Genomic DNA, 18,984 nt, shown 5'->3' on the forward strand with positions numbered 1-18,984 from the left:
GCCTCCGTGGGGTGAGGAATGCAAGGGGTTAGAGGTTAAGTGGTTGCTCCCAAGGGAAGTCGGGGCGTCCGAAGTGGCCGTACGCTGCGGTGTTGGTGTAGATCGGTTGTCGGAGGTTGAGGCGTTGTGTGATGCCGGTTGGGGTGAAGTCGATGTTTGTGAGGGCTTTTTCTGCGGCTTTGGTGTTGCCGGTGCCTTTTGTGTCGACGTGGATTGAGACGGGTTCGGGGATGCCGATGGCGTATGCGAGTTGTACTTCGCATTCTGTGGCGTAGCCGTTGGCGATGAGGGAGAGGGCGGCTTGTCGTGCTGCGTAGGCTGCGGAGCGGTCGACTTTGGAGGGGTCTTTTCCGGAGAAGGCTCCGCCGCCGTGTCGGGCGTATCCGCCGTAGGTGTCGACGATGATTTTGCGTCCGGTGAGTCCGGTGTCTGCGTCGGGGCCACCGAGCACGAATCGGCCCGTCGGGTTGACGAGGAGGGTTACGCCGGTCAGATCGACGTGCGGAGCGATCACCTGCTGCACCTGCTCGCGGACCTCTGCCTGCTCCAGTGAGCTGGGGTGCTGTACGGAGACGAGGACTGTGCGGAGCTGGTCGCCGTCGAAGGTGACCTGCGTCTTGCCGTCTGGGCCGAGGCCGAAGGGGTTGGCGTGGACGGCGCGGGCGAGGCGGTGTGCGAGGGTGACGGGGGCGGGGAGGTAGCCGGGTGCGTCCACGGCGTACCCGAACATGTGTCCTTGGTCGCCTGCGCCGCCTGTGTCGACGCCCTGGGCGATGTCGGGGGACTGGCTGGCGATGAGGTCGTCCACGACGTATTGGTCGGGGTTGTAGCCGATGTGGGTGAGGGTGTCTCGGACGATGCGGGCCGTGTCGAGGGTGGCGGTCGTCGTGACTTCGCCGGCGAGGGTGATGCGGCCTGGGGTTGCGAGTGTTTCGACTGCGGTTCGTGCGTTGGGGTCTTGGGTGAGGGCGGTGTCGAGGATTGCGTCGCTGATTGCGTCGCAGAGTTTGTCGGGGTGGCCTGCGGTTACGGATTCGGTTGTGAACATTTTTCCTTGTTGTTTGGGTTGCATAATACCGTGTGGCGCGGTATTATTGTTGTGTAAGGACAAGAAAGGAGGAGACAATGGGCAACAGCCTTCACGGAGTAGCCGAGATAATTTTCGCGACGCTATTCGGCATCGCAGCAATCATCAAAGCGCTACGAAACCCACCACCAAAGAAGCGCAAGAAGCGCAAACGCGAATAACCGCAAAGGGTGGCCCCGCGATAGACCTGGAATCGCGGGGCCACCCGACCACCATCATCTCAAACAAAGGACAAGACCATGGAACACCTCAAGAGCCTCGGCCCACTCGCCGCCATAGCAGCGGTCGCCTACCTCACGTCAAGCCACCCATACAGCACAGCCACAATCGCGATCGCTGGCACATGCAGCCTCGCATACATTGCAATCCGAGGAGTCAAATGGGCGACAAGCCACTAGAGTTCCTATCCGTCTCCCAGTTCGCAGAACGCATCGGAGTAGCCGAACGGTCACTCTCCAAGTACCAACTCCCCGAGCCAGACGCCGTAATCGGCGACAAGGCACGGCGACAGACACGCGGCTGGCTGCCCGAGACAGTCGATGCCTGGAATGCGAAGCGACCCGGGCGAGGCAATTGGCGGAACGCTAAGAGATGAACGACACGGGCCGTCCCTCTCTCAAAGGGGTTCGGCCCGTGTACTCCTGCCACCGTCGACAAATCACGTCAACATACCTAGGCTCAAGTTCAATAAGCCGCGCTCTCCGGCTAGTTTGCTCGCAGGCTATAAGCGTTGACCCTGATCCCCCGAACGGATCTAGAACAACATCGCCCTTGTTTGACGAGTTTTCGAGCGCCTTCACGATCAGGGCGACCGGTTTCATGGTCGGGTGCTCTGCGTTCCGTGCTGGCTTATCGAACTCGAAAACAGTGTCTTGGTCTCGTGCCTCGAGAGGGTGGAGTCGAGCGGCTCCTGGTGTCCAGCCATAGAAGATCGCTTCATGCCGGTAGTGGTAGTCCCCCCTGCCCAGGGCAAAAGTGTTCTTCACCCAGACGAGGGAGTGCTTCCAGATTTGGAGATCCAGGAGGACAGTGCCGAAGGCGTGCCCCATTGGGCCGTGTGGTGCAGCGACGTACCAGATCGCCCCGGGCTTTGTGACGCTCTTAGCCGCTTCGAGCGCTTCGTGCAAGAACTCTGTCAGTTGTTCGAGATTCAGTGCGTCGTTCTGAATGGTGAGTTTTTCTTTTGTTTTGCCTTCGTAGGCGACGCCGTACGGTGGGTCAGTCCAAACTAGGTCGGCCCGCTCATCGCCCATGAGCGTCTCAAAGGCTTCTTTACTGGTGGAGTCTCCGCACAGTACGCGATGATTACCGAGCGTAAAGACATCCCCTGGTTTCGCAATCGGCGAATCGGGGGGGGAGGCGCTTCGTCGGGGTCTGTAAGCCCTTCGTCTGGGCTTTCTGTGTTGAGTTCTGCAAGCAGCTCGTCTAGGTCGTCGCCGTCGTAGCCTGTGCCCGCGAGGTCGGGGAGGTCTTGCAGCATGAGCAGGAGTGCGTCGTTGTCGTAGTCGGCGAGGTCGCTCGTGCGGTTATCTGCGAGGGCGATCCGTTTTGCTTCCTCGTCCGTGAGGTCGAGGACGATAGCGGGGATCGTTTTGTGGCCTAGTGCTTTAGCGGCTTGTGCGCGGTGGTTGCCTGCGATGATTTCGTTGGGGCGGCCGGTTTTCGTGCCTTTGTTGACGATGATCGGTTGGTACACGCCGTTGACGCGCATGGATTCGGAGACGGCTCCGATGTCGCCTTGGCGGGGGTTGCCGGGTAGGAGTGTGAGGTCGGCGAGGGGTAGATCATGCGGGGTGAGGTCGTGTTGCATGTGGGGGCTTTCGTTTGGGCCGCTAGGCGGGTGTATGCCGCGCCCTTGGTGTCCGCCTAGCGGTGGTCTTTTGGGCATGAGTAAAGCCCCGCGGCTTGTGTGCCTGCGGGGCTTGGTTGGACTCTTGTCCATTCAACACTAAGTTAGCGGAAACCGTGTCAAGTAGGCAACCGTGACACGCTTATAGGTGTCTGATTTCCGCTAGTTGGTCGTAGTCGATACGAATGCGGTTGCGTGTTCCGTAGTTGGTTAGCTTCCCTGCTTGCACGAGTTGGCGGACGCGGCGTTCACTCACGCCTGCGGCGTAGGCTGCGGTCTCAGTGTCGATTAGTGGCCGGTTCACTTACTGCCTTTCGTGAGCGTTTAGTCGTGTGCTTCATTTTGGGTTGATTTAGGTTCCGGGTGAAACACGTTCCGGGTAACGATGTCGTTCGTCGATTCATCACGTAGTAGTTCACCGTGTTCACCGAAGCAGAACGTTTCAACGTAGATCCCCGTGACGTGCTGCTCAGCGCGGTCCCAGCATGGAGTTATGGTCACGTCCGAAGGTATGCGGGTGAGGTCTACGCCGTACGCTTGTAACGTTTTGCTAATGAGGGTTTCGTTCATTCTGTTTCTCCTCCGATGTGGAGTGGTTTGGGGTTGAGTTTTGCGATGGCGTCGCGGTAGTAGGTGGTTTTGTAGCCGGGGCGCAGCCAGAAGGTTTCGCCGAGGACGTGGATGCGCTTGTAAATGTCGCCGTCCGCGTAGCAGTAGCGGGAGGTCTCCCACGGTTCGGACGCGTGGAGTGGCGTGAGGAATCGGTATTCTACTTCGCCGATTTCGGTCATTGTGAAGGTGAAGTCGTACCCCTCGTGGATGAAGCTGATCTTTTCGGGACCGCGCGTAATGAACGGTGTTCCTGGCTGGATTGTTGTGATTGTTTTGGAGGCGGGGTGCGCGAGTTCCCACGCGGCTTCGAGGGCTTCGCGGGCGGTGGTGACCACGATGCATGGGGTGAACTGGTATCTCAACTTGTTGGATTCGATGGCCTGCTCACGGGTTACGCTGTAGGCGCTGAGGGGGTCTGCGTCGTCGACGATGTTGAATATTTTGCCGTATTTGTCGATTGCGTGTAGCGCGGTTTCGAGTGTGAGGGTCATTTCTGCTCCTTGTATGGGTTGTCGGGGATCTGTACTGTGCCTTGCATCTCGATCTTGGCGGCGCATTCTTCCCACGCTTCGGCCTTTACCTGGTTGAGCCAGCGGTCGAACTCGTCTCCGTAGCGCTCCTGCTCCGACGCGAGGGGGCGGCCCATCATGTAGCTGTCGAAGTTGCGGGTGCGGGCCAGCACGAAGTCTGCGCGGACCTTGCGCTCGCCCGGCACATACTCACTGTCGGTCATCGGGGACCTCCTTCACGTTGGTCACGTCGCGGTCGGTCAGAACGCCGCTCTCGTTTACGAGGCTTGAGCCGAGAAGCCCGACCGTCATGCCGAGCCGCCAGATCATGCCGATGCTCCGGTTTGGATCGATGAGCGTTGGGGACTCGCCGGAGTAGTCGACCTTCCCCTTGATGAGCGCGGCGATCTGGCCGATGTTCTCTTCGGTGATTGTGGCGACGGTGACGGTTCGGACAGTCGTCACCTCGTAGGTCTTGAACGGGCTGTCAGTCATCTCGCTTCTCCTCGTCTCGTCGGGTGGTACGGGCCGCGGGCAGGGCGCGACGCATACCGGCGCGGTAGCGGTCGGCGAGGACCGGATCGACCCGTGCGAGCTTCGTCCAGTCGGTCAGGCCGCTCGGGTCGTTGTAGAACCCTGCGCAGGCGGCTTCGACCTCGGCGTCGGTCGGCTCCTGCGCGGCAAGGTGAGCGTGCGCCACGGTGGCGATCCTTGCCGCGATAGGGTCGACCGCGAGTCGGCAGTCCTCACACTCGTCGTACTCCCCCGGCTCGTGGACGCCCTCGAAAGTCCAGCCCTCCTCGTTCAGGATGCGCCCGATGCGCTCGGCCAGTGTGTCGGTGGTGGTCATTCCTGCTCCTCCGGTTTCCAGTTGGGGTCGTCAGATACTCGGCGGACGACGGTCATGAAACAAGTGATGTCGTCCCAGTCGATGTCGAGTAGGTAGGTGCCGTCGCGGCTAGTGTCGATGCCGTAGAAGTCCTGCTCGGGCGTGTGGTCGATTACGGGGCACCCCGGGTGTTCGGTTACCCAGCCGTATATGCTGTGCCAGTCGTGGATCTTGCCGTGGATCATCACGCCCTCCCACTCGTCGTAAGCGGGTGAATCGGGGTCGTCGGGGTCGTACCCGTCGTGGTCGCCCCAGCATTTGATCCAGCCTTCGCACGCGCTTGGGTTGCTGCATGTGACGGTGATTAGCGAGTGGTCGAGGATGTCTTGGCGGGTGACGGGTCGCTGGTGTGCGAGGCGGCGTAGGCGCGTGCGGTCGCGGGTAACATGAGCGTAATGTTTTTCGGTCATTCCTGCTCCTTGAGTAGGTCTGCGAGTTTGTCTGCGAGTTCTGCCGCGATCGACGACCCGAGGTGTGGTTCGAGTTCGGTGCGGATTGTTTCGGTGGTGTTGCACGTGTCGCATAGTTCGCGGTCTGTGTCATCGCCGCATTTCAGGCAGGTGGTCACTGTTCCTCTTCCGTCCCGTGGATTTTGGCGAGTTCGTACACGATGCCGGGGTGTGCGGCGGCATGCGCTTCACATATGTCTAGTAGTCCGGCGAGGATGGGGCGGCAGCGTTCACGTTCAGCGCCTTCAGCTCCTGGCCGTGCGGCTTGGTCATCGATGAGCGCACGAAACTCGTCGAGGGTTTTGTGTTTCCAGGGTCCGATGGTGATGCGCCACCCGGCAGGGGTGGGGATGAAGTAGCCGCCATCTAGAGAGATTCCGCCGCATAGATCTACGTCTAACAGGTCTGCCATGGCGAGGTTGATCCCGGTGAGGTTGGCCCAAGTGAGGTCAGCACCGCGGAGGTTAGCCCGCTGTAGGTCGGCACCTTGCATGTCGGCTCCACATAGGTGCGCTTCCTGTAGGGAAGCCGCATACAGGTCAGCCCAGCGTAGGTTGGCGCAATCTAGGTCGGCGTCGCTCAGGTTGGCTTCGGGAAGGGCTGCCCCGAACAGGTTGGCCTCGCGTAGGTCGGCTCCGCGCAGGTCCACCTCGAACATGTCAGTCCAACTCAGGTCGACCCCCCGCAGATCAGCGCCGCGCAGATTTGCCCCGAATAGGTTGGTTCCCTGCAACGTTATAGTTTCGAGGATTCCCAGCAGGAGTTCTTCGGTGAGTGTCTTGCGGGGGTGAGCGTCGCGCCAGTCTTGGATCTTCTGGGCGTTCATGGTCATTCGCGTGCCTCACTTTCGGGGATTTCGGGAATGTCGATGGGGGACCACCACTTGTAGGTGACGTCGAAGCCTTTGTCGTGTCTGGTTCCCACGTATGGGCGTGCTGTGGGGGTGTCGCGCCACCAGAGAACGGGGCCGTCTTCTTCGCGCCATTCGCTGATGTGGCGCGCGTATTTCGGGACGGCGATGAGCACGGCAGGGGTGTCTTCGTAGTCGCAGGAGACTTTGTGCGTCCAGAACCATATTTCCGAGATCGCGGCGATGGTGTTCGCATGAAATATGGAGTTTCCTGGGGTGCCGCTTTCGATTTGCCGTTTGAGCTCTGTCGCCCTGGTGAGGACGGCGGTTCTCACAGTGTTGAAGAGTAGTTGCGCGTCACTTCCCCAATCGGTGTGTGTGAGTTCGAGGCCGCGGCTAGTGTTTTCCATTTTCTTCTCCTTGCGGGTGGTTATTTGGTGAGGTCCAGGCTGTTTTTGAAGTCTTCGGGATCTCGGGTGAGGGCTTCACGGATATGGGTAGCGGCTTGCCGGATGGCCGTCGCGAGGTTTTCTTCAAAGCTCGAGGGCGAGTGGGCGGTGTTCTCGGTTGACGGTTCGCGGTTGTTTGCGTGGCGTTTCATGCTTCGTCCTTTTCGGTGTATCGGTCGTCTTCGGCGGCTTGTGCGTGCCAGTCATCTTTGAGGTCTTGGAGTTCGGCGCGTTCGCGCTCGCGGGCGAGGTGCGCGTGGTAGGCGATGCGGTCTACTTCGTGGGGGAGCATTTCGTGTCCGTTTCGTTGTGGCGGGTGGGGATGAGGGCGATCCAGCCGATGAGGTCTTCCGGAATTAAGTGTTTGGGCGGTGTGCCGATCCAGCCCGATTTGTCTTTGAAGGCCGCGTCTTCAATTTCGTCTTTGATGACCGCGTCTTCAATTTCGTCTTTGATGACCGCAATGTCGTAGCTGTCCCATGCGCTTTCGTAGCGCGCGATGTAGGTAGCGACGGTGCCGATTGGGAGGGCGTTCACTTGGTCGACGGTCTCGAGCTCGACGGGCGTGTAGCCGGTTTGTTCGTGGGTCATTTTGGGGCCTTTCGGTTGGTGAGACCGCGCGCGGCCATTGCCTCGACTGTGATGTTTCGTTTCAGATTCGCGCTATCGACTAAGAATTGACGGAAGCGCTTTTGCACGTAGGCGCGTGCGGTGAGGATTACGGCTAGGGCTCCGACAGTCGCGCACCAGTGGCGTTTCACGGCTCCTCCGTTTCAACGGCGGCGAGGTCGAAGTTCGGTAGCTCTTCCCAGCCGACCACTACGTCGCTCGAACCGTCCGGGCCGTCCGTTGTCGTGACCCACCCGTCTTCACTCTTTACGGCAACGTCCTGCCATTTACGGTCTTCCCACATCGTGCTCATCGCGGAATTTCGTCGCGCGATAGTCCCGATAGGTAGCGAGTCCGCATACTCCTTGGTGGCGATTAGGATCGGCGTGACAGTGGACGTGAGGCAGGCGTTCACTAACTTTGCGCGGCTCCTGACTTCCTGCAACGTCAGCATTTCGAACGCGTACTTGAAGCCCGTATCGAACGCCATCTTCGCCGCGGCCTTAAACGGTTGGTCGATCTCGCTCGCGAATTCGTTGACGATCCAGTGGCGGTTCTGAGCCATGAACGCGAGGTCCGTTGATTTATCCGTCCACGCGCGAGACCACTGCCGTGTGATGTTGTCGCACACCGTTTCGGCGAGGTATTGCGCGGTCGGTTCGTCTACGTACCCGGCGATCGTGTCACGCACAGTTCGGATTTGTGCGCACTGGTGGCGGCCGGGGATTCCGGTGGGGTTGTTGTTTTCGGTTCGGCCGCAGTCTGGGCACTTTTCGAGTTTCATACTTCCAGGCTCCTGTCGATGAGCGTGTTGCAGATCAGTTCGGCGAGTTCCTTAGCTTCGGTTTTCGGTAGTGCCGTGGTGAGCGCGTCTGTCACGTCTTCGAGTTCGATGCACCACGCGCAGATTCCGATGCCGTCGCGCCACACGGTGTGTTGTTCTTCCAGCTCTTCACCGCATTCACTACACGGCGGGCCGTCGACCTCCGGCGGGTTGATGAGGTGGTAGCCGCCCTCGGGGATGGGACTCATTTCAGGCCTCGTTTTCTTGCGGTGAATGCGTTGTCGTTTTCGTATTCGTAGAAGTGCACGTCTCCTCCGTCGCGGGTGAATACGAGGGTGGACGGGTATCGCTTAGCTAGTCGCCTGCGGGTTCTTTCCACGTAGGACGTGGACGGGTTGGTCAGGGTCAGAATGTGGTGGCGCATTAGGCGGCGACCTCCCAGAGCTGTTCGGGGCGGCGGCCGTTCCGCACGGTACCGATATTGTGGAGGAGGTTCGCGTCCGCGAGTTCCTTCCTCCTCGTGCGGATGCCGGACTCGGCCTGTTCGGGTACGCCGGGGCGGCCCTGAGCCTTCGTGTACGCGGCCACTAGCTGCTTGTCGGTGAACTGGCGGGGCATGGAAGTTTTGATGAACGTGAGGAGGGCGAGGCGGTTCCGGGTGACTTTCACTGTGGCGGCGGCCTCGTGTGAGGTGTGGGGGTCGGTGTTTCGGGCGTGTGCTGTGGCGGTCATAGGTCGATTCCTTTCTGGCGTGCGGTGGCTTCGGCGATTTCGACGCGGCGCTCCCACGCGTTCGCGAGACGGTGGAGGGAGAGGGCGGTCACGTATTCGGCCCATTCGTCTTTGAAGTCGTAGAGGTAGGCATGGTGGTGGGCCTTGTAGATGACGTCGGTAATTTGGTTGAGAATCATCTGCTCAGCGCTCTTGGGGTCTCTGAGCATCACGCGGCCTTCACAGTGGCGGCGCGCTTGCCGGGCTTCGCCGTGAGAGTTTTCTTGATATCGCGGATGCTGCTGTAGGTCTTGCGGTGCGTGTTCATTGGTGTCTCTTTCAGTCTTCGATGTTCTCGAGGTCCCAGAGGGTCTTGAGACCCTCGAGGGCGTATTCCTTGATCCATGAGGTGTTTGTGCGCTCCCCGTCTTTGAACTCGGGGAGGTTGCTCGCGGCGTCGATCATCTGATTGAGGACGTATCGGCGAGCCTTGAAGGTCGCAGTGTCGTTGTAGATGATTCCGTTCACGAAGTCGGCCCAGGTGGTTTCGGTGGTCATTTGCTGGGGTCCTTTCAGTTAGCGAGGGCTGCACGGAGATCGGTTGTGTCGTCCGTGGTCACCCACCCTTGCGCCGTATGGGTGACGGTGTAGCCGAGGCGCTCCGCTGCTTCTTTGACTTGGCGTGTGGTGGTGCCGAGGTGGAAGGCGATGGTGGTGAGGTTGGTGGTCATTTGTTGTCTCCTTGTTTGGTAGCGCCCCTTTGTGTTGCGCTGTTGCAACTAGTATATACACACGAGTTGCGTTAATGCCACTTTTTAGCCAAAAAAATATTCCCTACGCCACCTCACGTACCCGCCCGAACCTCACGCACCGACGACACACCACCACACGCACGACACCCCAACGCACCCATCACAGGCACCAACGGACCCCCACCACACTTCGGACACGGCACACGCACAACCACACGTCCCCGAGGACGATCCACCACACGCAACACACCAGCAACCGCCGGGCCAAGCTCACCTAACAGCGCCGGGGCAACCCACGAACCACGAAGCCGCCCAGACCTCCGCAGAACTCTCGCAGCCTCCCCCACTGACGAATCCCCCACCGGCAACCCCAACGCACGCCCAGCGCCTCGCAACACTTGCTCCAGCACCGTCTTAGCCTCAACCGCAGCAGGTGACACCAACAGGCCCTGAGTCGTCCCACGCCGCACGCGTTCACCAAACCGAAGCCGCTTCCCCACAGCTGCCTCCAGATCACTATCGATCCCAGCACACTGCGCGAGAAGCCCGTCCAGCTCCTTCCAGTGCGGGTTGCAGATCGCACCCGTCATCGTCGGACCGTTACACACACCGCAGCGATTCATCTCAACTCGCCTCTCCTCATCGCTTCCCTAATCCGCCTAATCGTTTCTGGCGAAGCCGCTTCCTTGCGTCGCTTCTCCCTGCACGGGAAGCACGAGTGTTTCCACTCGCCCGGGTGATCCGGGCACGCCAGGTCCCCCCGGTCCCGCTCTGCGCGCCTGCGAACCCACCCAGACACATCCGCGGGGCGTAGATACCAACGCCCGCCCGGAATCTCACCACCGCGTTCAAAATGTTGCCGCGCCGCGATTAGTCCCTCGACCGGAAGGCCACTGACAGCACGCCGCCATGCCTCCAACCGTTCGACGTTCTGCGCCCTCACTGCCGGGTCATCTGCTGCCGCGAACTCTTTCACGAGGCCTGCTGCTACGAGGCTATTCAGGTATTTCGTCACCCAGTCATCTGTCGGTGGTGTGCCTACCCATCGCACGACAGCGGCGGTGCCGTCAGGATTCGCCGTGACTTCAGCCGGGGTGCTTTCACGCGCGGTCTCTAGCTCGGCCAGCACGTTCCCGATCTTCACGATCCCCGTCATCGTGCAAGCTCCGCGTGTGCTTGAAGGAGGCCATAGGCAGACGATGCGTACCTGTCTCGCTGAAGCGGCGTGATCTTCGCCGTTATCGGTTCGTCGTCCCACGAGTCCGCGCGTAGCCATGTCGCCGGGTGCTTTGTGAATGTTGGTTCGCGGTTCGGGTCGTCCGCGTATGTTCTCGCCCCGGCCTTGATCGTTTCGCGGTCTGCGCGCTTCACTGCGGCCTTCCAGGCCTTGAACGCGTCACGCTTCCCGGCGTGTTTCGGGTAGATCGCCCAGAAGTCCTCGAAGTCGGGAGGGTACGCCCCCCGTCGGGGGGTTGGGGGGTTAACTTCTTGTTCTTGTTCTTGTTCTTGTTCTGCTTTTCGGTTGCTTTCGTTTGCTTTCACGTTGCTAGGCAAGTTGAAACCAATTTGGTTTTCGTTTGGTTTCGACTTGCTTACAGTTTGCTCGTTTCCGCTGGTCACAGGCTTAGCGGTCTTGCGCGGGCGGCCGCCCTTCTTGCCTGCTTCCGACCGTTTACGTGACAACTCCTCCGCGTCCTCGCGTGACTGCTGGTGGTCGTCCCAGTCGTGAAGCCGCCACCCGTTCGCCGTCTCATCCCACAGGCCAGCGTCCACGAGTTCCGCCGCTGCCTCGTCCGTTCCACGGATAGCGATGAGCGCGCCGCGGCTGATTTCCCCGAACGTTTTCTGAGCTATCGAAAATGACAGCGCGCGCGTCCAAAGCCATCCGGCCTCAGCGCTCAACGTCAAAAATTTGTCGTGAATCCACAAGTCGCCGTGAATCTTTCCCCAACGGTCACTCACAGTCGCCCTCCTCAAGAATCGACGCGTACGGGGTGAGCGTCACGCGCGCCCTAATCGTTTCCACTGGCACCTCGCGGTCTACGGCCTCGTGATACACGAGCGGGCCAGTCACGTGCGTGTAGTCGTCGTCCTCAAGCACGCCGTTCTCCACGAGCTGGTCGACGCAGCCCTTGAATGTGTCCGTGAGGTTCGCCGGGTCGTACTTGCCTCGCGTTCGTTTCGTGATCCCCACATAAACGTTCGCGCGGCCCATAGGCACGAGGTCCGGGACGACATCACGCCACCACTCCCTCGTCCTGTGTCGCCGCCACTTGTGCGCGTTCGCGTTAGACGTGACGACTAAGCCCTGTGGAATGTCCACGGTGAAGGACTGCCTCATGTCTTTCTCCTTTCGGTCTGCTGCGTGCCCTAGATCGGTCGTGAACCGCCGCCACCCGCAGTAGGTCTAGGGCTGTGGGTCAGAACGGTGCCGGTTCGTTACTGAACGAACTGCTCTGGTAGTTATCGGACTGCCACCCGGCCTGCTGCTTGTTAGCGCGCGTGAGCGTCGCCGTGTGGTACCGAAGCGAAGCGCCCACCTCGTCCGCTTGGAGGTCAATCCCGGTGCGCTGGTTGCCTTCCTTATCCGTGTAGGAGCGCTGCTGGAGGCGGCCCTGAACGATTACGCGCGCGCCCTTCGTGAGGGACTCGGCGACGTTCTCAGCCATGTCACGCCACGCGCTGCACCGCATGAAAAGCGCCTCGCCGTCCTTCCACTCCCCGGACTGCTTGTCGAACGTGCGCGGGGTCGAGGCAACCGTGAACGACGCGACCGGGACACCGGAGTTCGTGAACCGAAGCTCCGGCGCGGCGGTCAAGTTGCCGATAATCGTTATTTGCGTTTCGTTAGCCATGTGTTTCTCCAATCGTGATGATGGTTCCGTGGTCCGTGAGCCGGATCGTCCCCCGGCTCGTTTTTATTGGTGTGGTAGACGGGTCCGCCCATTTCGAGATGAGCCACCCCGCCGCTAACGCCTCAGCACGGTGAGACTCAATCCAGCCGTGGCAACCCGTCGTGCCGGACCCGCACAACAGCACGAGGTTCGCCGGGCTGTTTGTCTCCGGGTCCCGGGTACCTCCCATGCCCCTAGGACGCCTGTGATGGACGTTTGTCCCTGCACGACCGCACCTGCGGCACACGCCACCGTCCCGGTCGATAACAAGGCGGCGTGTCTTACGCGACGGCCCTGTAGCCCTCACGGCTGCCCCACCGCCTCAGTCGTGAACTGTGTACGGACCGCAGCGTTCAAACTGCGCCCCACCTCGAGGCGGTCACGCAACGCGCGGATGCGGTCACGACACGCACGGACCTTCTGCTCCGCCACGTCAGCCTGGAACCGCTCGTCCTCAGCCACGAGGATCGCCTTCTGCTTACGCTCCTCCACCGACCCGTCAGCGATAAGGAACGCTCGCGCATACGCCGTGCGGTAATCCGCAAGGGCTTCCACATGCGCCATGTCCAGGCCAGCGACTTCGCGTGAAAGGTGGTCGAGTTCCCGCGCACACGCCGCGAGCTGCTCGACCACCCTCACCTGTTCCGGTATCACGCCGCGAGTTCCTTAGCGCGCGCTGGAATCAACTCCCGCAATTCCGCCTGCAAAGCGTCCGGGCATGTCTTGATGTCAGCCCACATTTTGCGAAGCACGTCCGTGGTTTCCGCTGCTTGGATCGCTTCGACCCATTGCATACGTTCCTCGTCGTCCACGATCTCCGCGTCCACCACGTCCTCGTCTACCGGGGCGGGTTCAGTGCGTGGCGCGTCTGCCTGCTGCATTTCCTCCGACGTATAGAGTCCAGACAGTTCCAGCGGGAACGCTTTACGCAAGGCCAGGGACTCCGCGCACTTCGCCAACATCACGTCCGGCATAGTCCCCCACAACCCCTGCGGCTTCCCGTCGCGCGTGACCGGCATATATGAGCTAAGCCGCGCGACACCGTAGGCGGGTTCTCTGAAGCTCTTGCGCCACACACCGACGCGGGCTGCCTGCGGTGGTTCGTTCGCGAGCCACACGTCCACCCACTGCCCGTCCGGGCCGCACCACTGCGGGGCGGTCTGGCCTTCGTAAACACCGGAACGTTCCGCCACGAGGCGTTGCCCGTCAATGGACACCTGGACGGCGTATTTCTTTCGCCCAAGGTTTCGATCCCACCGGCCGATCATGTAAATCTGTCGCGCCCACGGTGAAAGTCCGGTTCGCTGGCAGTAGTCGAAGAACATTGCGACCTCTTGCGGGGCCGCGCCTTGCACGCCGAGGTTTTCAAGAACCGACAACTGTTTAGGGGTGAATTCGGTTTGGTCCTGTGTGATGGTTAGTGCGTTGCTCATGGTTTTCTCCTTACGCCGCTTCCTTCAGGCGGAAGGTGCGGACGTTTGTTTCTTTCTCGTATTCAGTGACTGCGACACCTGCTGCTGCGAGGGCTTTTTTATCCAGTGACCTGCGGGTCGAGTAAGTCCAGGTCGCTAGTTGGTTGCCGTCAATGTCGCGGAGGGTCGTCGCGTCACCCATGCGGTCTTTGATCTGCGCCTCAAGCGCTTTCTGTTCATCGGTGAGGCGTTTCAACTCCGCTTTAGTGACGCGTAGCTTCTCAATGGCGGCGGTCGTGTCGTCCCACGGTTCGATCACGAGGTCGCTACCGTCAGCGGGCGGCACATATGCAACCGGGGCTGCCTGCCTCTCCTCTTTTTCAGGAACACGGCCCGCAGCGACGTACTCCCACACGGTCCCGGCCAGCTGCTCCAGGTCAGCCATGAGTGCTTGGTCCGCGTCGTAAGGGCCGAGGTGAATAACCGCGCGGTCCACTTCAGCAATAAAGAACAGCCGCGTGCGGCCCGTCACGACCGCGTACCAATGCGCCTGCACCCATGCGCGGTCAGGGACCCTCCCGGCCTTCCAATCGGCTGCGGCATGGGCGTACCCGCCGGTCGTTTTGATCTCCAAAAGACCGTCCGACCCGATCAGCGCGTCCGGGTTCGCTAGGAACTCCGGGCGGTCCTTCCGCGCCCACGTTCCCGTATTACGCACCTTCACGCCGAAACGCTCAGCTGCTGCCTTGCGGAGGGTTGGTTCCATCGCGTGACCGTGCGCGAACATGTCCAACGTGCGTTGGTCGAACTGTTCCGGTTCACTAAGGCCTAGCTTGTCTCGCACGACATCCGCGACGCTCTTGTGGCCGAGGTGAAGGTTCGCCATGTCAGTGCCGCCGAGGCCTTTAGTGCGCTGTTTCTTCCATTCGTCGGTGCCGTCAGCGTTCGCGGGAAGGATGAGTTTCGCGGTGGTCATTTCCACTCCTTGAATAGATCGAGAATCCAGTCGACGGCCCTGTTGTAGGCGGGGGCGATAATGAGGAACGCCCCGAGGCCGGTTAGGCAGATGATCTGGTCGAGGTCGCTCATGCTTCCTCCCTGTCGATGTAGCGGATGTGGCCCTCGATCTTTTTGTATTTGGGGCCTTTTCCGAGGGATCGCCAGTTGGCGAGGGTGCTCTTGGGGATGTTGTAGCGCTGTGCGTATTGGTCAGGGGTGAGGTATTGAGTGCTCACGTGGTATCCTTTAGGTGGTTATTTGTTGGACCCTCGCCCCGTTTGGGGCGGGGGTTTCTTTATGCGGCGCGTTTGATTACGGTGTCGATGTCGAGACCCGGGAAGGCATCTTTCAGGCCTTCGCGAAACTTGGCACCCGGGTTGCCTTTGCCGCTGAGTACTCGCGAAACAGTGGACTTGTTTACTCCCATGCGCCGCGCGAGGTCTGCGTCATTGGTGACGTGTGTTGCCTTGCGCAGTGCTTCGAGTTGCTGCGTGTCGATGGCGTAGATCGGCATTTTCACCTCCTTGAGTTTCGCTGCTGCAACTATCATATACCAAACGTTGCGGCAGTGCTACTTCAAGGGTGGACAAGTTGCTCATTTCTGGCTACTTGCGCAGTAAATAACGTGCACGTGTTGCGCGTGCGCAATAGTATGGCGGCATGAACACCCCATTCCGCACATGGCTCACCGAAGCAACCAACAACGCCACCAACGCCGAAATCGCCCACAAGACAGGAATCGCAAAGTCCACCGTCGGACGCTGGGAAGGCGCACCACCACGCCCCGAGACCATCGTCCAAGTCGCCCGCGCATTCAAAGCCAATGCCGTCGACGGCCTAGTCGCGGCTGGCTACCTCCACGACGACGAGGTGCGAATCCCAAAAGTCATCCATAAACCCGCAGACTTCAGCTCCCTCGAACTCCTTGACGAGCTCCGCACCCGCGTTCTGAACGGCCGCGTTGAAATGTCTCACCCCCTTGAGACCGTCACGCCACCCCGCCCCGAACACTTCGACCTTGCAGCCATGTCCGGTATGAGCGAAGGCGAACGCCTCCGCAATGCAATGAACGCAGAGCAAGAAACCCCAGAGAGCTTCTACGACGGGGGCGAGCCAGCATGAGCAAACATCTTTAAATGTCCCACCGCGTTTCTACCCTCACCACATGAGCAGCACCCCCACTCCGCACCCGTGGCGACGGTTCCGCGACCGCTGGCCACACGTACACCTGCACATGGTTGACTGGCTCCCCGCCAGTATCCTGGCCGCCACAGACGGACACACGAAAGTGGTCATGCGCAACACGCTCCTTCAGCGTGAACGGCGTGTAGCCATTGCCCACGAAATGGAACATCTCGAACACCGCGATACGTGCGGCCAAACATCACAAGTCGAGGACGCGATCAACGCCAAGATCGCCCGTGACCTCATCCCGCTACCGCAACTGATCGACGCGGCCCGGTGGGACCATCGCATCGCTGTCATGGCTGAGGAACTTTGGGTAACCGAAGCACTCGTCATTACCCGCATAGAAACCCTCGATGCCCACGAGTCTGAAACTCTCACAAGAGAACTCGACCTACACCACATATAAAACCCCCGCGTAAGGACTTTCCTCATGAGATTACGTGCCACGCTCCTGCTTACAGCATCCGCTCTAGCTCTCACGAGCTGTGCAACAGGGCCTCTCACATCTCCAGCTGTCATAACGAAGTGCGATTTGCCAAAGTCGGCGCTGCTTGGTGACGACTCCCTCGACTACTCAGGAAGCGGCGAACAAGCAGAGAAAGACCTTGAATGCATTCTTGATGCTTACCAGGCCGACGATGAGCTACTGGAGCAGATTCAAGAGAAATCTCTGACGTGGGAGGAAACCCTACACAACAGTTTCGGGTACCAGTGGGCATGGTCAGGGCGTGACGTCAGCTCCCTAAGACTCCGAGTGTTTCCAGGCGACAGCGAGACATATAGTGAACCTCCCAAGCTGCCTTTAGAGTCCGCTGGTGAAGCGTGCGGTGTCGAGGACAGTGTTACAGACGGCGGGCTGACGCTATCTCTTGACGGCGAAGGCGGCGATGACCGAACCGTCGAGAATCGTTTCAAAGCCCCTAAATACAAGGTTGATCCTGAAGAGTATCAATGCCTGTTCACTTTGCTCGAGACGCCCAGTTCGGTCACCACGATGATGAGTCGCACTAGAGCACTGGACGGTATGCAGCGTGAAAGTGCGGGGCCGTACGATTATGCGTGGACGTATCACCCCGATAACGGCCTCGACGTCCTGATCAAGCAGGGTGTCGACTGATGTCAGCCTGGCAGGCGACCAGCAACCCGCGCATAAAAAAATATGTGGACGCGCGGTCAGGGAAACCCCGCTACCTAGCCAGGTACCGCAAACCCGACGGGCGTCAAACCATGAAACGCGGGTTCACCACGAAACGCGCCGCCGAACAATGGCTCAACGAAACCGAGGCCGCGAAACGCACCGGCACGTTCGTGTCTATCACCGACGGCAAGACACGCCTCGCAGACCTCGAACAGCGGTATTTCACGATCAAAGCCAGCCAGGTGAAACCCACAACGTTAGCGGACGCGCGAACCGCGTGGCGGTTGCACGTTAACCCCGCGTTCGGCACGTGGCAGGTCGGGGCGATACGCACTAGCGACGTTGAACTATGGGCGGCGAGCCTCCAAGGCTCTGCAACGCTCATAAGGCGTGCGCACGGTATCCTCGCCGGGATGCTCGACCTTGCTGTGAAAGACAGGTTGATCGCTGCGAACCCCGCCCGAGGCATACGCCTACCGCGACCAGCGGGCACAATGAAGCACCGCTACCTCACGCACACCGAAGTCGCGAAAGTCGCGCGCGAAACCGGGCGGCACGAAACCCTGGTCTACCTCCTCGCCTATGGCGGCCCGAGGTGGGGCGAAGCGGTTGCACTCACCCCTCGCGATATTGACGGGCGGCGCGTCAATATTGAGAGGTCAGTTACCCGGCTGGGCGGTGAGTGGGTCGTCTCCACGCCAAAGACTCACGCGCGCCGCGAGACGTGGGTGCCGCAGTTCGTTGCGGACATGCTCGCCCGTGAAGCCGAAGGGAAGGCAGCTGGGGAGTTGCTGTTCACTAATGCGCGCGGCGGGTATCTACGACCCCCGTCGAAAAGTGGCGGGTCGGCATCTAACAGGTGGTGGGCGCTCGCTCTCGAACGCGCTGGCGTTGAGTATCTTCGCCCGCATGATCTTCGGCACACTGCGGCGTCGCTCGCTGTTCAAGCAGGCGCGAACGTGAAACTAGTTCAGCGGATGTTAGGTCATGCTTCTGCCGCGATGACGTTGGACGTTTACTCTGACCTGTTCGAGGACGATCTCGTGACGGTAGCGGATGCGTTGGATGTTGCGCGCGCGGCTGAGTTGAACACTTTTTGAACACGTCTACCCGTGATCACCCGGTATTTTCCGGGAAGTTGCGGGAAGTGTTGGCCGTGTACGCTGGGCGTTTACCCTGGTGGCTGTTTTGTTGGGGGCGTTCTTCTAATCCGTAGGTTGCAGGTTCGAGTCCTGCTGGGGGCGCGGAATTTCCTTCACCTCATTAAACCGACTCAAGTAGCAGCGCCTGAATGCAAAAAATACTGGTCAACATTCAGCATGTCGACAATTTTCATGGAATTGAGGCTCACGGTGAGGCTGGCATTAACTATCTTGTAGAGCGTGACCAAATTAGGCAGAACGCATTTTTGCCGACATTCCCACGCTGACAAGAATCAAATTCACAATCATCAAACTTGGTACGCGCACTGGCCAACAAATTGCAAGACCCGACCTAAAAACTATGAGGCACACAGAGTCTGCAATGGTGGCCGCGAAACTCTGACCCCAAAGCGAGCCTCCGGTGCGAGATGTAGAAACGCACCCCATTGCCATCACGAGCGAGATCAAGGGCACACTGAACGTCACCATAAAGAAAGATGAAAAGTTGCCCCCTCAGTAGATATGACTAAAACACGGTCAGACTCCTTGCAAGGCCACGGGTGAAGCAGCGCATTTATCAAGTGCGCAGGCCACGACGTCATGCATAGTATCGTCAGTACTACGAGCGGCCACGCAATTCTTACGGGCCACAACTAGAGCA

33 protein-coding genes and 1 pseudogene are annotated in these 18,984 nt (G+C 59.9%); 5 read left to right on the forward strand and 29 right to left on the reverse strand.

The features are described 5' to 3' along the window. Positions 1-28 precede the first annotated feature (28 nt). A complete protein-coding gene (gene metK / locus HMPREF1484_RS09760; protein WP_040386584.1) occupies positions 29-1,072 on the reverse strand; it encodes a methionine adenosyltransferase in 1,044 nt (347 codons plus the stop codon). 53 nt (positions 1,073-1,125) lie between these two features. On the opposite strand from metK, the gene HMPREF1484_RS11905 reads away from it, so the two are divergent. After that, positions 1,126-1,248: a hypothetical protein gene (locus tag HMPREF1484_RS11905; protein WP_016664877.1), complete on the forward strand. Its 123-nt coding sequence runs from the start codon at positions 1,126-1,128 to the stop codon at positions 1,246-1,248. 423 nt (positions 1,249-1,671) lie between these two features. Here the strand turns inward: HMPREF1484_RS11905 and HMPREF1484_RS11700 are convergent, their stop codons facing one another. The 28 genes and pseudogenes from HMPREF1484_RS11700 to HMPREF1484_RS09885 form a co-directional block, all read right to left on the reverse strand. Next, a complete protein-coding gene (locus HMPREF1484_RS11700; protein WP_016664880.1) occupies positions 1,672-2,340 on the reverse strand; it encodes a site-specific DNA-methyltransferase in 669 nt (222 codons plus the stop codon). Continuing rightward, complete coding sequence (locus tag HMPREF1484_RS11705; protein ID WP_016664881.1) at positions 2,316-2,897, reverse strand: ParB N-terminal domain-containing protein; 582 nt, start codon at positions 2,895-2,897, stop codon at positions 2,316-2,318. The genes HMPREF1484_RS11700 and HMPREF1484_RS11705 overlap by 25 nt, the downstream gene beginning before the upstream one ends. A gap of 363 nt (positions 2,898-3,260) precedes the next feature. Next, on the reverse strand, positions 3,261-3,506 hold the full coding sequence (locus tag HMPREF1484_RS09775; protein WP_016664883.1) for a hypothetical protein: 246 nt from the start codon (positions 3,504-3,506) through the stop codon (positions 3,261-3,263). Further along, positions 3,503-4,039, reverse strand: a complete 537-nt coding sequence (locus HMPREF1484_RS09780) for a hypothetical protein (protein ID WP_016664884.1) — start codon at positions 4,037-4,039, stop codon at positions 3,503-3,505. The genes HMPREF1484_RS09775 and HMPREF1484_RS09780 overlap by 4 nt, the downstream gene beginning before the upstream one ends. Beyond that, positions 4,036-4,281, reverse strand: a complete 246-nt coding sequence (locus HMPREF1484_RS09785) for a hypothetical protein (RefSeq protein ID WP_016664885.1) — start codon at positions 4,279-4,281, stop codon at positions 4,036-4,038. The genes HMPREF1484_RS09780 and HMPREF1484_RS09785 overlap by 4 nt, the downstream gene beginning before the upstream one ends. Further along, positions 4,268-4,552 (reverse strand): hypothetical protein, encoded by a 285-nt coding sequence (locus tag HMPREF1484_RS09790; protein WP_016664886.1) that lies wholly within the window; start codon positions 4,550-4,552, stop codon positions 4,268-4,270. Before HMPREF1484_RS09790 ends, HMPREF1484_RS09785 begins: the two co-directional genes overlap by 14 nt. Continuing rightward, positions 4,545-4,907, reverse strand: a complete 363-nt coding sequence (locus HMPREF1484_RS09795) for a hypothetical protein (RefSeq protein ID WP_016664887.1) — start codon at positions 4,905-4,907, stop codon at positions 4,545-4,547. Before HMPREF1484_RS09795 ends, HMPREF1484_RS09790 begins: the two co-directional genes overlap by 8 nt. Further along, on the reverse strand, positions 4,904-5,356 hold the full coding sequence (locus HMPREF1484_RS09800) for a hypothetical protein (protein ID WP_016664888.1): 453 nt from the start codon (positions 5,354-5,356) through the stop codon (positions 4,904-4,906). The genes HMPREF1484_RS09795 and HMPREF1484_RS09800 overlap by 4 nt, the downstream gene beginning before the upstream one ends. Continuing rightward, positions 5,353-5,514 carry a hypothetical protein gene (locus HMPREF1484_RS11710; RefSeq protein ID WP_016664889.1) on the reverse strand — a complete coding sequence of 54 codons (162 nt, stop codon included), beginning with the start codon at positions 5,512-5,514 and terminating at the stop codon, positions 5,353-5,355. Before HMPREF1484_RS11710 ends, HMPREF1484_RS09800 begins: the two co-directional genes overlap by 4 nt. Further along, positions 5,511-6,227, reverse strand: a complete 717-nt coding sequence (locus tag HMPREF1484_RS11045; protein WP_016664890.1) for a pentapeptide repeat-containing protein — start codon at positions 6,225-6,227, stop codon at positions 5,511-5,513. The genes HMPREF1484_RS11710 and HMPREF1484_RS11045 overlap by 4 nt, the downstream gene beginning before the upstream one ends. Continuing rightward, positions 6,224-6,655 (reverse strand): hypothetical protein, encoded by a 432-nt coding sequence (locus HMPREF1484_RS09810; protein ID WP_016664891.1) that lies wholly within the window; start codon positions 6,653-6,655, stop codon positions 6,224-6,226. The genes HMPREF1484_RS11045 and HMPREF1484_RS09810 overlap by 4 nt, the downstream gene beginning before the upstream one ends. Before the next feature lie 20 nt (positions 6,656-6,675). Next, positions 6,676-6,846: a hypothetical protein gene (locus tag HMPREF1484_RS11595; RefSeq protein ID WP_016664892.1), complete on the reverse strand. Its 171-nt coding sequence runs from the start codon at positions 6,844-6,846 to the stop codon at positions 6,676-6,678. Beyond that, complete coding sequence (locus HMPREF1484_RS11715; protein ID WP_016664893.1) at positions 6,843-6,986, reverse strand: hypothetical protein; 144 nt, start codon at positions 6,984-6,986, stop codon at positions 6,843-6,845. The genes HMPREF1484_RS11595 and HMPREF1484_RS11715 overlap by 4 nt, the downstream gene beginning before the upstream one ends. Further along, complete coding sequence (locus HMPREF1484_RS09815) at positions 6,968-7,285, reverse strand: hypothetical protein (protein WP_016664894.1); 318 nt, start codon at positions 7,283-7,285, stop codon at positions 6,968-6,970. Before HMPREF1484_RS09815 ends, HMPREF1484_RS11715 begins: the two co-directional genes overlap by 19 nt. A gap of 166 nt (positions 7,286-7,451) precedes the next feature. Beyond that, positions 7,452-8,087, reverse strand: coding sequence for a hypothetical protein (locus HMPREF1484_RS09820; protein ID WP_016664896.1), 636 nt, complete (start codon positions 8,085-8,087; stop codon positions 7,452-7,454). Continuing rightward, positions 8,084-8,335: a hypothetical protein gene (locus tag HMPREF1484_RS09825; RefSeq protein WP_016664897.1), complete on the reverse strand. Its 252-nt coding sequence runs from the start codon at positions 8,333-8,335 to the stop codon at positions 8,084-8,086. The genes HMPREF1484_RS09820 and HMPREF1484_RS09825 overlap by 4 nt, the downstream gene beginning before the upstream one ends. 175 nt (positions 8,336-8,510) lie before the next feature. Beyond that, a complete protein-coding gene (locus tag HMPREF1484_RS09830; protein ID WP_016664899.1) occupies positions 8,511-8,819 on the reverse strand; it encodes a hypothetical protein in 309 nt (102 codons plus the stop codon). Further along, the gene (locus HMPREF1484_RS09835; RefSeq protein ID WP_016664900.1) at positions 8,816-9,028 is read right to left on the reverse strand and encodes a hypothetical protein; all 213 of its coding nucleotides are present in this window, start codon (positions 9,026-9,028) and stop codon (positions 8,816-8,818) included. Before HMPREF1484_RS09835 ends, HMPREF1484_RS09830 begins: the two co-directional genes overlap by 4 nt. A 109-nt stretch (positions 9,029-9,137) precedes the next feature. Next, positions 9,138-9,356: a hypothetical protein gene (locus tag HMPREF1484_RS09840; protein ID WP_016664902.1), complete on the reverse strand. Its 219-nt coding sequence runs from the start codon at positions 9,354-9,356 to the stop codon at positions 9,138-9,140. 14 nt (positions 9,357-9,370) lie between these two features. Further along, the gene (locus tag HMPREF1484_RS11600) at positions 9,371-9,529 is read right to left on the reverse strand and encodes a hypothetical protein (protein WP_016664903.1); all 159 of its coding nucleotides are present in this window, start codon (positions 9,527-9,529) and stop codon (positions 9,371-9,373) included. A gap of 1,173 nt (positions 9,530-10,702) precedes the next feature. Continuing rightward, a complete protein-coding gene (locus HMPREF1484_RS11050) occupies positions 10,703-11,512 on the reverse strand; it encodes a hypothetical protein (protein ID WP_016664905.1) in 810 nt (269 codons plus the stop codon). Then, complete coding sequence (locus tag HMPREF1484_RS09855) at positions 11,505-11,891, reverse strand: hypothetical protein (protein ID WP_016664906.1); 387 nt, start codon at positions 11,889-11,891, stop codon at positions 11,505-11,507. The genes HMPREF1484_RS11050 and HMPREF1484_RS09855 overlap by 8 nt, the downstream gene beginning before the upstream one ends. A 136-nt stretch (positions 11,892-12,027) precedes the next feature. Further along, positions 12,028-12,405 (reverse strand): annotated as a pseudogene (locus HMPREF1484_RS09860) (single-stranded DNA-binding protein); the annotation flags it as partial. 342 nt (positions 12,406-12,747) lie between these two features. Continuing rightward, positions 12,748-13,098 carry a hypothetical protein gene (locus HMPREF1484_RS09870; RefSeq protein ID WP_016664909.1) on the reverse strand — a complete coding sequence of 117 codons (351 nt, stop codon included), beginning with the start codon at positions 13,096-13,098 and terminating at the stop codon, positions 12,748-12,750. After that, positions 13,095-13,877, reverse strand: a complete 783-nt coding sequence (bet, locus tag HMPREF1484_RS09875; protein ID WP_016664910.1) for a phage recombination protein Bet — start codon at positions 13,875-13,877, stop codon at positions 13,095-13,097. The genes HMPREF1484_RS09870 and bet overlap by 4 nt, the downstream gene beginning before the upstream one ends. A 10-nt stretch (positions 13,878-13,887) precedes the next feature. Further along, complete coding sequence (locus tag HMPREF1484_RS09880) at positions 13,888-14,832, reverse strand: YqaJ viral recombinase family protein (protein WP_016664911.1); 945 nt, start codon at positions 14,830-14,832, stop codon at positions 13,888-13,890. Positions 14,833-14,941: 109 nt separating this feature from the next. Then, the gene (locus tag HMPREF1484_RS11605; protein WP_016664913.1) at positions 14,942-15,091 is read right to left on the reverse strand and encodes an AlpA family transcriptional regulator; all 150 of its coding nucleotides are present in this window, start codon (positions 15,089-15,091) and stop codon (positions 14,942-14,944) included. A gap of 59 nt (positions 15,092-15,150) precedes the next feature. Then, the gene (locus HMPREF1484_RS09885; RefSeq protein ID WP_016664914.1) at positions 15,151-15,369 is read right to left on the reverse strand and encodes a helix-turn-helix transcriptional regulator; all 219 of its coding nucleotides are present in this window, start codon (positions 15,367-15,369) and stop codon (positions 15,151-15,153) included. A 146-nt stretch (positions 15,370-15,515) separates the two neighbouring features. On the opposite strand from HMPREF1484_RS09885, the gene HMPREF1484_RS09890 reads away from it, so the two are divergent. The 4 genes from HMPREF1484_RS09890 to HMPREF1484_RS09905 all read left to right on the forward strand — a co-directional run bounded on the left by HMPREF1484_RS09890 (position 15,516) and on the right by HMPREF1484_RS09905 (position 18,281). After that, positions 15,516-15,977, forward strand: a complete 462-nt coding sequence (locus tag HMPREF1484_RS09890; protein WP_016664915.1) for a helix-turn-helix transcriptional regulator — start codon at positions 15,516-15,518, stop codon at positions 15,975-15,977. Positions 15,978-16,020: 43 nt separating this feature from the next. Beyond that, entirely contained in the window at positions 16,021-16,449 is a 429-nt protein-coding gene (locus HMPREF1484_RS09895; RefSeq protein ID WP_147594921.1) for an ImmA/IrrE family metallo-endopeptidase, read from the forward strand. A 126-nt stretch (positions 16,450-16,575) separates the two neighbouring features. Next, positions 16,576-17,160, forward strand: coding sequence for a hypothetical protein (locus HMPREF1484_RS09900; RefSeq protein WP_040386587.1), 585 nt, complete (start codon positions 16,576-16,578; stop codon positions 17,158-17,160). Positions 17,161-17,270: 110 nt separating this feature from the next. After that, on the forward strand, positions 17,271-18,281 hold the full coding sequence (locus HMPREF1484_RS09905) for a site-specific integrase (protein WP_172620188.1): 1,011 nt from the start codon (positions 17,271-17,273) through the stop codon (positions 18,279-18,281). Positions 18,282-18,984: the final 703 nt, after the last annotated feature.

Source organism: Dermabacter sp. HFH0086 (assembly GCF_000413375.1).
GTDB classification, from domain to species: Bacteria; Actinomycetota; Actinomycetes; order Actinomycetales; family Dermabacteraceae; genus Dermabacter; species Dermabacter hominis.